This window comes from Arcticibacter eurypsychrophilus (assembly GCF_001730525.1).
In the GTDB taxonomy this organism is placed as follows: Bacteria; Bacteroidota; Bacteroidia; order Sphingobacteriales; family Sphingobacteriaceae; genus Arcticibacter; species Arcticibacter eurypsychrophilus.
In genome coordinates, this window is the sequence record NZ_MDFN01000029.1 from 1 (window position 1) to 12,631 (window position 12,631).

General features: G+C 41.8%; 7 protein-coding genes and 1 riboswitch. Of the genes, 4 read left to right on the top strand and 3 right to left on the bottom strand.

Annotated features, from left to right (window positions below):
• Positions 1–468: 468 nt before the first annotated feature.
• The 4 genes from BFL47_RS15080 (at position 469) to BFL47_RS15095 (ending at position 7,792) form a co-directional block, all read left to right on the top strand.
• Positions 469–1,035 carry a hypothetical protein gene (locus BFL47_RS15080; protein ID WP_069660633.1) on the top strand — a complete coding sequence of 189 codons (567 nt, stop codon included), beginning with the start codon at positions 469–471 and terminating at the stop codon, positions 1,033–1,035.
• Positions 1,036–1,197: 162 nt separating this feature from the next.
• Positions 1,198–2,751 carry a cryptochrome/photolyase family protein gene (locus tag BFL47_RS15085; protein WP_069660634.1) on the top strand — a complete coding sequence of 518 codons (1,554 nt, stop codon included), beginning with the start codon at positions 1,198–1,200 and terminating at the stop codon, positions 2,749–2,751.
• Positions 2,752–2,835: 84 nt separating this feature from the next.
• Positions 2,836–2,937: riboswitch (SAM riboswitch) on the top strand.
• A gap of 75 nt (positions 2,938–3,012) precedes the next feature.
• Positions 3,013–6,696, top strand: coding sequence for a methionine synthase (gene metH, locus BFL47_RS15090; protein ID WP_069660635.1), 3,684 nt, complete (start codon positions 3,013–3,015; stop codon positions 6,694–6,696).
• 139 nt (positions 6,697–6,835) lie between these two features.
• Positions 6,836–7,792 (top strand): methylenetetrahydrofolate reductase, encoded by a 957-nt coding sequence (locus BFL47_RS15095; protein WP_069660636.1) that lies wholly within the window; start codon positions 6,836–6,838, stop codon positions 7,790–7,792.
• A 138-nt stretch (positions 7,793–7,930) separates the two neighbouring features.
• On the opposite strand, the gene thrC is transcribed toward BFL47_RS15095, so the two are convergent.
• The 3 genes from thrC to thrA are packed head-to-tail and all read right to left on the bottom strand — an operon-like array spanning position 7,931 to position 12,614.
• The gene (gene thrC / locus BFL47_RS15100) at positions 7,931–9,238 is read right to left on the bottom strand and encodes a threonine synthase (protein WP_069660637.1); all 1,308 of its coding nucleotides are present in this window, start codon (positions 9,236–9,238) and stop codon (positions 7,931–7,933) included.
• Complete coding sequence (locus tag BFL47_RS15105) at positions 9,235–10,167, bottom strand: homoserine kinase (protein WP_069660638.1); 933 nt, start codon at positions 10,165–10,167, stop codon at positions 9,235–9,237. Before BFL47_RS15105 ends, thrC begins: the two co-directional genes overlap by 4 nt.
• Positions 10,167–12,614 (bottom strand): bifunctional aspartate kinase/homoserine dehydrogenase I, encoded by a 2,448-nt coding sequence (gene thrA / locus BFL47_RS15110; protein WP_069660639.1) that lies wholly within the window; start codon positions 12,612–12,614, stop codon positions 10,167–10,169. The genes BFL47_RS15105 and thrA overlap by 1 nt, the downstream gene beginning before the upstream one ends.
• Positions 12,615–12,631: the final 17 nt, after the last annotated feature.

A 12,631-nucleotide genomic window follows, 5' to 3' on the forward strand; every position in this document is an offset into this window, starting at 1 on the left:
GTGTATAGCTATATTAGGACGAGACATCATGATCATATTGGCTATATTGCTGGTTCGATGCTGCTTCGACCATGGTAGCTTAGTGCACCCTTGGTTGTTCGCCTTCGCACGAGCGAGCGAGCTGTCGAGAAGCTTTTAGCATGGTATCACCTACGTTACAAATATATACACTTTGTACAGCTGCCTCCTAGCTGGTACTTACCCGAATACAATAACAATCAATAAATCTACCAAACTTATTATCCACTTAAATCTTCTAAAACATACACTTGATTGTAAATTCGTTGATTTAATACGAATTAACCATGAACAGTGCACCTTTATATTTGACTTAAGGAAGAACTTTTCAAAAAGATTATACCTATTATAACCACATTTCACAATTAAGAAACATCGGTTGGCGTTATATTTGTAATAGCATTTATATCTTTATATTAATTACAGAGGCACTTATTACTACCGAATAATATGCACGAGATTGAACCATTTTATCGCTGGCGGGATGATTATGTAGCTGCTGAAGACGAGCTTTCGCCGTTTTATCAGACGGAATACAGCGAGTTTGAATTTGACAAAAAAATATACAATTACTTCATCCATCCGCAATGGGATTACTTTGGGTCGCAAACGTTATACCTTAAAATCCTTTTTGCTGATTATGACAACAACTTCGCCATAATCGAATTTATTGGCGAATGGAATGACACTATTTATAACGACGTCATGCTTTTAAAACGCGAAATTATTGAGGTGATGATGCACGAAGGAATAAATAAATTTATCCTCATTGGGGAAAATATATTAAATTTCCATTCCTCAGATGATCTCTATTACGAAGAATGGTTCCAGGATGTGGAAGACGGATGGATTGCCGCAATCAATTTTCAGGAGCACGTTATAGAAGAATTTAAAAAGAGCAATATCGATTACTATATCAATTTCGGAGGACATTTAGACGATCTACCCTGGCGGAGTCTGAATCCGGTTCAATTATTCATGCGCGTAGAAGAACAACTAACCAAAAGGCTTAATTAGATATCTCAGCGCTCAAATCTTTCTTGAATTATCTACACTATAAGCCTATTAGCGTAGCCTATTAACAAAAATTATGTCTCTGACAGATAAACAAGAATTCAAGGTTGATTTTGCTTCTGATAGTTGTACAATTAAATTTAACCTGATAAAAGAAAGTAACCAATGGCATCTTCAAAACCTACATTTAAAACACTTCGGCTTATTTTAGGAGATCAACTAAATAGCAATCATTCCTGGTTTAAAACGGTTGATCCTTCGGTTACATACGTAATGATGGAAGTTCGGACGGAAACAGACTATGTCTGGCATCATATCCAAAAAGTGGCTGCTTTTTTTTCGGCTATGCGGCATTTTGCAGAGGAATTGAAGCATAAAGGACATCAGGTTATTTACATCCGCTTAAGCGACGTTGGGAATTTACAATCATTTCAGCACAACCTGGATCTATTAATAGACAAGGAAGCATTTACACACTTCGACTATCAGCTACCGGATGAATACCGACTGGACCAACTATTAAAGAGTTATACTGACTCCCTTTCGATAATAACTCATGTAGTGGACTCTGAACATTTTATGAGTACCAGGGATGAGCTGGGCGAGTTTTTTCAAGGCAAGAAGATTTTCCTCATGGAAAGTTTTTACCGCTATATGCGTAAAAAACATCATGTACTGATGCAAGGCGATGAGCCTGTAAATGACAAATGGAACTTTGATAGTGATAACCGTAAAAAGTTGCCGGCCAATCATAAAGCCATCCCTCCTTTCGTATACGCCAATGATGTTTCAGAAATTGTGAATGAGATCGAGGGCACCACTATTAAAACAATAGGCACAATAGATGCGAAAAACCTGATTTGGCCAGTTACAAGAGAGCAAGCTTTGGAGCAGTTAGCCTTTTTTGTCAGGGAATGTTTACCTCTTTTTGGAACCTATCAGGATGCCATGACGCCTCACGAATGGTCTTTATACCACTCCCGGCTTTCCTTTACCATGAATACAAAAATACTTTCGCCTTTGGAGGTAATTAATAGGGCAGTAGAGGAATGGAAAAATCGCCCAAAGGAAATTGCTTATAACCAACTGGAGGGTTTTGTCAGACAAATTATCGGTTGGCGCGAGTACATGCGTGGCATGTATTGGTTAAAAATGCCTGAATATGCTTCAGCTAATTACTTTGATCATCAAAATAAATTACCTGTTTGGTACTGGACAGGGAAAACAAAGATGAACTGCTTAAAATATGCGATCAGTCAATCTTTAGAATTTGCCTATGCGCATCATATTCAACGGCTGATGATTACCGGAAACTTCGCCTTACTGGCTGGTGTCCATCCTGATGAAGTGGATCAGTGGTATCTGGGAATTTACATTGATGCCATCGAGTGGGTTGAAATTACAAATACCCGGGGAATGAGTCAATTTGCGGATGGAGGAACTGTTGGAACTAAGCCCTATGTAAGTTCTGCTGCATATATCGACAAAATGAGTCATTATTGTACTTCATGTTATTATTATAAAGCTAAAAAAACGGGTGACAGAGCATGTCCGTTTAACAGCTTATACTGGAATTTTTATGATAAACATGAAGATAAATTGGCTAAAAATCCTCGTATCGGAATGATGTACAACATATGGCATAAAATGCAGCCAGATACCAAAGCAGAATTACTGGAACAAGCTGAATATTATTTAAAACACATCGACGAATTATAAGCGCATGGAACCTTAAATTTTGTCATATAATCATCCCTTTACGCCAGTATTTGCATTTCAGCAAATTATATCGCATTTTTGCATTGCTTATTCAGAAAGACGGAGGGATTAGACCCAACGAAGTCTTAGCAACCTGTGCTTACAAGGTGCTAAATTCTATCTCATAACAATGGGAGAAGATAAGTTTATGACAGCATCCAAAGGATCTTTCAAAGATAAGCTTCATGCAGGAGAACACCTGCTAATTTGCTATATACAACAATGGACATTAGGAAAGAATTAGAAAAACGCATTCTCGTGATTGATGGGGCGATGGGTACAATGATCCAGCGCTATACATTAACGGAGGACGATTTTCGTGGCGAGCGGTTTAAGAACCACCCAAGTGATGTAAAAGGGAATAATGACTTGCTTAACCTCACACGACCTGACATCATTAAAGCGATTCATGCTGAATATATGGAAGCCGGTGCCGATATAATTGAAACCAATACCTTTAGTACGCAGCGGATTTCCATGGCTGATTATAAGATGGAAGATCTGGCATACGAACTGAGCTTTGAGGGTGCCCGCATTGCAAAAGAAGTGGCTGCCGAATTTACAGCTCGCAATCCGGGCAAACCCCGCTTTGTTGCAGGGGCAGTGGGTCCGACTAACCGGACAGCCTCTATGTCGCCCGATGTGAATGATCCAGGTTACCGTGCAGTTTCTTTTGATGATCTGGTTGGCGCATACGATGAACAGATCAGAGGGTTGATAGATGGCGGTGCAGATATGCTGCTAATTGAAACCATCTTTGACACCCTGAATGCTAAGGCAGCGATATTTGCTATAAAAGAATATGAAAAAGTTATTGGCAGGAATATAGATATTATGATTTCCGGCACGATAACAGATGCAAGTGGGAGAACATTATCCGGACAAACAGTCGAAGCCTTTTTAAATTCGCTTACTCATGCCAATCTGTTGAGTATCGGCTTAAACTGTGCATTGGGTGCAAAGGAGATGCGTCCGCATATTGAAGAGTTATCCAACAAAGCACCTTGTTATATATCGGCGTATCCGAATGCAGGATTGCCAAATGAATTTGGCGCTTACGATGAAACCGCTCACGAAACAGCCCATTTACTGGAAGATTTTATTGATAGTGGATTTGTAAATATCGTTGGAGGATGTTGTGGAACCACACCAGAACATATAGGATGTATTGCGGCTAAGGCTGCAAAAGTAGCTCCACGTAAAATCCCTGTGATAGAACCTTACCTGCGATTGAGTGGATTGGAGCCCGTTACGGTAAAACCAGATACGATGTTTATCAATATCGGGGAACGTACAAATATTACAGGATCGCCTAAGTTTTCTAAACTGATCCTGGGTGGCGATTATGAAGCGGCGCTTGCCGTTGCGCTGCAACAAGTTGAAGGTGGAGCTCAGATCATTGACGTGAACATGGATGAGGGGATGCTGGACTCGGAAGCAGCAATGACGCGCTTCTTAAATCTAATTGCCTCCGAACCTGATATTGCTAAATTGCCTATCATGGTCGACTCCTCGAAATGGAGTGTCATTGAAAATGGATTAAAATGTATACAGGGTAAGGGGATCGTGAATTCGATTTCGCTGAAGGAAGGGAAGGAAAAGTTTGTAAACGGGGCTAAAAAGATCATGCAATATGGCGCTGCTATTGTCGTGATGGCTTTTGATGAGCAAGGCCAGGCAGATAGCTACCAGCGTAGAACGGAGATCTGTAAACGGTCTTATGATATTTTGGTGGATGAAGTGGGCTTTCCTCCGCAGGACATTATTTTCGACCCTAATATATTAACGGTTGCAACCGGATTGGAGGAGCATAATAATTATGCGGTAGACTTTATCAATGCAACCCGTTGGATTAAAGAAAATCTGCCTCACGCCAAAGTAAGTGGTGGGGTATCCAATATATCTTTCTCTTTCAGAGGGAACAATGTGGTCCGTGAGGCCATGCATTCTGCCTTTTTATACCACGCCATTAAAGCGGGTTTGGATATGGGAATTGTAAATGCGGGCATGCTGGAAGTGTATGAAGAAATCCCTAAAGAGTTATTGTTACGGGTGGAAGATGTGTTATTAAACCGTCGGGATGATGCAACGGAACGGTTGGTTGACTTTGCGGAAACGATTAAGACTAAGGGAAAAGAGCTGGTTAAAAATGAAGAATGGCGCGATGCTCCGGTTGAAAAGCGCCTGTCGCATTCTCTTGTTAAAGGTATTATTGAATACCTGGATGCCGATGTGGAGGAAGCCCGCCAGATGTATGACCGCCCGTTGCATGTTATTGAAGGTCCGTTGATGGACGGGATGAATATTGTGGGCGACTTGTTTGGGGAGGGAAAAATGTTCCTTCCGCAGGTAGTAAAATCGGCCCGTGTAATGAAAAAGGCGGTTGCTTATCTCCTTCCGTTTATAGAGGAGGAGAAACTTTTAAACCCATCGGATACGAGTTCAAGCTCAGCAGGAAAGGTGTTAATGGCCACGGTTAAAGGCGATGTGCACGATATAGGTAAGAACATCGTGGGGGTTGTATTGGCTTGTAACAATTTTGAAGTGATTGACATGGGGGTAATGGTGCCCGCTCAGGAAATACTGAAGCGCGCCATAGCCGAAAAGGTTGACATTATAGGTTTAAGTGGGTTGATTACTCCTTCGCTGGATGAAATGGTACATTTTGCGAAAGAAATGGAACGTGAAGGTTTTACTTTGCCACTTATGATTGGTGGTGCAACAACATCCCGGATACATGCGGCCGTTAAAGTAGATCCTCATTATTCGGGAGGGGTGATTCATGTCCTGGATGCTTCCAGAAGTGTTTCGGTATGCAGCCACCTGATGAATCCTGATCTTCGGGACGGCTATATTAAGAATATTAAGAGTGAATATACCAAAGCAAGAGAGGCTCATGCTAATCGAACCTCGGATAAAAGGTTTAAAACAATTGAAGAAGCGCGTACTGAAGCTTATAAAATTGATTTAGATCAGGTAGTGGCAACGCCCCCTTCTTTTATCGGTACGCGAAACTTTGACAATTATCCGCTGGAAGAACTGGTTCCTTATATTGATTGGACGCCTTTCTTCCATACCTGGGAATTGAGGGGTACATATCCCCGGATCTTTGATGATGCAACGGTAGGAACGGAAGCAAAGTCCTTATTTAATGATGCGCAGGAGTTAATGAATCGGATCATCAAGGAAAAGCTGCTGACTGCCAGGGCTGTAGTTGGTTTCTGGCCTGCGTATGCAGATGGGGATGATATCGTGGTGAATGCTCCCGGTAATGGGCATTTTGAAGAAAGCGGCAAGGCTGTTATTCATACCTTGAGGCAACAGGCGGAGAAAGTAAAGGGTGATCCGTATTATGCTTTGTCAGACTTTATTGCGCCAAAGGAATCGGGCATCCAGGATTACTTTGGAGGTTTCGCTGTCACAGCAGGGATCGGTACGGATGAACTGGTAGAGAGTTTTCAAAAGGTACAGGATGATTATAATGGCATCATGGTTAAAGCGCTGGCAGATCGTTTTGCGGAGGCTTTTGCCGAACGCATGCATGAATTGGTTAGAACAGAACTTTGGGGTTATGCCAAAAACGAGGGGTTGACCAATACCGACCTGATCAAGGAAAAATATCAGGGAATCAGACCGGCACCAGGTTACCCTGCTTGTCCGGATCATACTGAAAAAAGAACTTTATTTGACTTGCTGGATGCGGAAAAGAATGTAGACATGCATCTTACTGAAAGCTTTGCTATGTATCCTGCTTCTTCAGTGAGTGGCTTTTACTTCTCTCATCCGGAATCGCGCTATTTTGCATTGGGCAAAATCAGCAAGGATCAGGTTGAAGAATATGCCGTCAGGAAAGGTCTTTCTATGGATGACACAGAAAGATGGCTAGGTCCTAATCTGGCTTATTAAGTTATTTAAACTATTCGTACACAATAGGATGATTTGCATAGTGCTTTATTAGTTTAAAGTACTATGCTTTTTTATACTTACAAAGCGATATAAACATACCGCTCATTATAAAAACAAAAAGACAATACTTAACCGTAAAATGAAAATTGTAGACCATATAACCAACGCGAAGGGTAAGACCTTATTCTCATTTGAACTTCTTCCACCAATAAAGGGACAAAGCATCAAGGGTATTTTTGATGCGATAGATCCGCTGATGGAGTTCAATCCTCCTTTTATTGACGTAACTTATCTACGCGAAGATTATATCTATAAACAACATGCCAATGGTTTACTTGAAAAGGTAGCTTACCGTAAAAGGCCGAGTACAGTGGCTACTTGTGCGGCCATTATGAACAAGTATAAAGTCGATGCGGTGCCTCATTTAATTTGTGGTGGGTTCACTAAAGATGAAACGGAAAATGCCTTGATCGACCTGCAGTTTTTAGGAATTGATAATGTGTTGGTACTGCGGGGTGATGCCCGAAAGAGTGATAATGCGTTCATCCCTACGCCAAATGGGTATGCTTATGCATCGGAACTTTTGCAGCATGTGGTGGACATGAACAACGGACGGTATCTGCATGATGACATGGAGAGTGCGGAAAAAACAGACTTTTGTATTGGTGTTTCTGGTTATCCGGAAAAGCATTTTGAATCGCCTAACCTGGATACAGACTTTAAATACATTAAGCTTAAAGTTGATCTGGGTGCTGAGTTTATTGTAACGCAGATGTTTTTTGACACTAGTAAATATAAAGCGTTTGTAGATAAATGCAGGGCAAACGGTATTCATGTGCCTATTATCCCTGGATTGAAACCTATTACCAATAGCAAACAGCTGATTAGTCTGCCTAAAACCTTTCATTTAGATATTCCATTAGATCTGACGGAGGCTATCCAGTCCTGCAGCAATGAAAAGGAAGTAAAAGAAGTGGGAATAGAGTGGATGATTAATCAATGTAAAGAGCTTAAAGAGATGGGTGCTCCTGTATTGCATTTTTATACGATGGGAAATGCGGAACCTACTAAAAGAATTGCTCAGGCGATATTTTAGGGGTTGACATTATCGAACTCATTAAACAGAAAAAGATCATCCGGCTGGATGATCTTTTTCTGTTTATGTCCTATATGTTTGCAAGTCTGTAAATTGCAATTCATTAACAACTAGCTTTTTGAACTTTGGGGTTTCCTATTAATTTTCCAGCAGATACTGTTTAAATAAATCAAAATCTGCCTGAAGTTGAACAGTAAGGATAGGCTTACCAAGAAGCTCCTTTACCTGTTCGGGAATAGTGATGCTTGCTTTTATTTCGCCCTCATACATATCGGGAAATTTACAAGGATGCGCTGTGGCTAAGAATACGGCTGAGGAGGTGTCATCTTTGGTATCATAACGATACTGGCCGATGGCCATCCAGGCGATTGCAGTATGCGGGCAAACTACATATTTGAAATCATCATAGACAATATTCACCGCATCACGGGTTTGTTCGTCATCATAACTGTAGGCGGTAACAATCTCTTTCAGCGCTTCTGTATCATCCTTGAAAAGATTCATTATGCGTACCCAGTTGCTTGGATTTCCAACGTCCATGGCATTGGAGAGGGTGGCAACAGATGGCTTTGGGGTATAAACGCCTGTCTCGAAAAAGGAGGGTACCGTATCATTGCTATTTGTGGCAGCAATAAACTGTTTCACAGGAAGACCCATCTTCCAGGCTAACAGTCCTGCACCTATATTTCCAAAATTACCGCTTGGCACAGAAAATACAATATCGGTCTTTCCCTGGCGCTTTAATTGTGCATAAGCATTGAAGTAATAGAACGTCTGTGGAATCAAACGGGCTATATTGATGGAGTTAGCGGAGGTTAGGCGGAACTTCGCATTTAATTCGGGATCGGTAAAGGCTTGTTTAACCAGTGCCTGACAGTCGTCAAATGTACCGTCTATTTCAATAGCACGAATATTCTGTCCGTTTGTAGTCAGTTGTAATTCCTGAACCGCACTCACTTTTCCTTTGGGATACAAGATTGTAACCAGCGTATTGGGTACGCCTAGAAAACCAAGGGCAACGGCTCCACCTGTATCTCCAGAAGTAGCTACCAGCACATTCAGCATCTTCTCTCCTGTTTCCATAAAGTATCCCATTACACGACTCATAAAGCGTGCACCGAAATCTTTGAAGGCTAAAGAAGGTCCGTGAAACAGTTCCAGCACGTAGGTCTTTTCATCCAGTTGGATGACAGGAGCAGGAAAGTTGATCGCTTTTTCTATGATATTCTTCAGGTCAGCTTCAGGAATCGCACCATTCAGGATATGATTAGCCACTTTAAAGGCAATCTGAGGTAGGGAAAACTGATCTATATTTTCAATAAATTCCGGATCAAGCACAGGAATAGATGCCGGCATATAAAGGCCTTTATCCTGAGGCATGCTGTTAAATACGGCTTCCTTGAAATCTACAAAAGAAGAGGGATTGTTGGTACTGTATAGTTTCATAATATTCGTGGTCCTTCACCATTAATAGGGGAAACATAAGTTTGACATCCTATATGAAGGGCATTTAAATGTTTTTTTATTTCTATAGTGATTTTATCGGCAGTGTCTTTATCCTTAGCAAAGGAGAAAACAGAAGGGCCTGATCCGGAGATTCCAAAACTAATGGCACCCAGGCGCATGGCGATATCTCTTAATTTATAAAAGTCAGGTATCAGAATCGAACGTACTGGCTCTACCAGCACATCGATCATACTTCTTCCAATCAGATCAAGATCCTTCATAAACAGGCCGGTTACCAGACCAGCAATATTTCCCCATTGGGTTACTGCATCTTTTAAAAGAACCTTATCCCGGATCATCCTTCGCGCATCACGGGTAGGGACATCCACTTCAGGAAATACAATAGCGCAATATAGGGATTCGGGAAAGGGTAATTTAATGAGATCTAAAGGCTTGTAACTCCTGATGAGCACAAATCCGCCCAGGAGAGCGGGGGCCACATTATCTGCGTGTCCTGAACCACAAGCCAGTTCCTCGCCCTTCATGGCAAATGGCACCATCTGCATTCTGGTAAGAGGCTCATCCAGCAAGGTATTGATGGCAAATAAACCGGCAACCGTACTGGCAGAACTGGAGCCAAGACCACTACCTATTGGCATCTTTTTATGCAATTCGATCTCCACACCAATATCAGTCCTTTCGATATAAGAAAGATAATCCTGAACACTGGCGCTTACTGTATTCTTGGAGGCTTCCATAGGAAGTCTTCCATCATCGCCTGTTATCTTCGTAATAACAACTCCGGGTTCAGCCTTACGGCGCATGATTACTTCATCGCCGGGCGCATCTACGGCGAAGCCTAAAATATCAAATCCACACACCACATTGGCTACAGTAGCCGGGGCAAATACCTTTATTGATTCTCTCATTATGCCCCTACGTTTACAATGTCAGAAAATACACCAGCGGCAGTAACTTCTGCTCCTGCCCCTGGACCTTTTACTACAAGTGGACGTTCTTTATACCGCTCTGTCGTAAATGAAATGATATTATCACTTCCTGATAACATATAAAAGGGGTGTGCATCATCGACCATTTGCAGGGTTATTGCCACCTGACCATCTTCCAGTTTACCTATATACCGAAGCACTTTACCTTCAGCCTCGGCTTGTTGTTTAATCTGCTCAAAGTAATCGTTATTGGCAAGCAGCTCTGCGTAAAAGTCTGCTACAGTTTCTGCTTCCAGGCAGGATTGTGGAAGAATATTCTGAATTTGGATATCTGCCTGCTCCAGGACATGACCGGCATCACGGGCAAGAATTAACATCTTCCTCATGAAATCCATTCCGCTTAAATCATCACGTGGATCAGGTTCGGTAAAGCCTTTTTCCTGAGCAAGTTTCACTACATCATGGAACTTCACGTCTCCTTTAAAGTTATTAAAGATAAACGATATGGTACCTGAAAGAATTGCTTCGATACGGATCACCCTGTCGCCACTAAGCTGTAAATCTTTTAGCGTACGGATGATAGGCAGTCCGGCACCCACATTGGTTTCATAATAGAAATCAACACCATGCTTGCGTGCCAGATCGCGGAAGGTTTTATATTGTTCGTAAGAAGAGGAGTTTCCTATTTTATTGCAGGTTACCACGGATACATTAGAGCGAAAAACATCAGCATAACGGCTGATGGGTGCAGTACTCGCTGTATTGTCGACGAATACGGCATTTGGAAGATTCATCTCTTTCATGCGGGCAATGAATAGATCAAGGTCAGCTGTTTCTTCAGATTGATCTAATGTTTCCTTCCAGTTCTCCAGATCCAGTCCTGCGGCATTAAACACCATCTTGCGACTGTTGCTGATTCCAATTACATTAACCAGGATTCCGTTTTGAAGCTGCAGGAATTCCCGATGCTCCTGTAATTGTTTAAATAATGTTCTCCCGATGTTACCGGTACCCAGACAAAACACATTCAGTGTTTTCTTCAGGTCGGTATAATAGGCGTCATGAACCGCGTTTAAAGCTTTTGCAAGATCATGACGGGAGATGATTACGGAAATGTTATATTCAGAGGAGCCCTGTGCAATCGCGCGGACATTGATACCATTTCTACCCAGCGCGTGGAACAGCGTACCGGAAATACCCGGGGTTTGCTTCATATTCTCGCCTACGATAGCCAGAATTGAAAGGGAATCTTCTATTACAGGAGAGTCTATTTTCTTAGCCTCCAGTTCGAGTTCAAATTCTTGTTCAATAAGTCTTTTTGCACTCAGCGCGTCAGCAGGTTTCACAGCAAAAGTTATACTGTGTTCGGAGGAAGATTGGGTAATCAGTATGATGTTGATCTGTTCCCTTGCTAACAAGGAGAATAAACGTCCACTGAAACCTGCTTTTCCTACCATTCCACTCCCTTGCAAATTCAGAATACTGATTTCATTGATGGAGGAAATTCCCTTAATATTCTGTGTTGATTCGTGACAATCATGACGTATAACGGTGCCTTCAAACAAAGGTTCAAACGTATTGCGGATCACAATAGGAATCTTTTTCATGAAGGCAGGAATCATGGTAGGCGGATAAATAACCTTCGCCCCGAAATAGGAAAGCTCCATGGCTTCGGTATAGGAAAGTTCCTTTAAAGGAAAGGCTTTCTTCACCATCTTTGGATCAGCCGTCATCATTCCATTGACATCTGTCCAGATCACAATTTCTTCGCAATGTAGCGCCGCACCTATAATCGCAGCGGTATAATCACTGCCTCCCCTGCCTAAAGTGGTTACCCGACCTTCGTTATTACTGGCAATAAAACCGGTAACGAAGATTAATTTCCCTTTGTGCTTGGCATAAAAATCCTGAACCAGGATATCAGTAAGCTCCGTATTTACATACGCTTGTCCGTAACTACTATCCGTTTTAATTAATGCCGTAGCATCTGCAAAGACCGTTTCACCGAGATGTTGCTCTGCAATTTTACTAACCAGTAATGCGGAACAACGTTCCCCATAACTTAAAACCAGGTCATTGATCCTGGGAGTCAACTCACTCAAAATTGCAATTCCCTGTAAGATGTCCTCCAGATCGTTAAAATAGATTTTAAGTTGTGTATAAACCGGATTCTGACGAGGCACATCCAACAGCGTCTTTACGACTTCGAAATGCCTGCTTTGCAGTTCTGTAAGGTACGTACTGAAATCATCACCAGCGGCAGCCTTAGAGGCCATGGCAGATAGAAGATTAGTCACACCTCCCATTGCAGAAAGTACGACAACCGGATTTCCGTTCGTCGTCACTTCACTTTTAAGAATATCTATTAAAGTACCTATACTCTTTACTGAACCAACGGAAGTACCGCCAAATTTAAGGACCTTCATTTATTTGCTTTTTTTAA

Excerpts from the sequence above, each read along its gene's own strand:
- BFL47_RS15080 (WP_069660633.1), top strand. The coding sequence starts at position 469 with ATGCACGAGATTGAACCATTTTATCGCTGGCGGGATGATTATGTAGCT.
- BFL47_RS15085 (WP_069660634.1), top strand. The coding sequence starts at position 1,198 with ATGGCATCTTCAAAACCTACATTTAAAACACTTCGGCTTATTTTAGGA.
- metH (WP_069660635.1), top strand. The coding sequence starts at position 3,013 with ATGGACATTAGGAAAGAATTAGAAAAACGCATTCTCGTGATTGATGGG.
- BFL47_RS15095 (WP_069660636.1), top strand. The coding sequence starts at position 6,836 with ATGAAAATTGTAGACCATATAACCAACGCGAAGGGTAAGACCTTATTC.
- thrC (WP_069660637.1), bottom strand. The coding sequence starts at position 9,238 with ATGAAACTATACAGTACCAACAATCCCTCTTCTTTTGTAGATTTCAAG.
- BFL47_RS15105 (WP_069660638.1), bottom strand. The coding sequence starts at position 10,167 with ATGAGAGAATCAATAAAGGTATTTGCCCCGGCTACTGTAGCCAATGTG.
- thrA (WP_069660639.1), bottom strand. The coding sequence starts at position 12,614 with ATGAAGGTCCTTAAATTTGGCGGTACTTCCGTTGGTTCAGTAAAGAGT.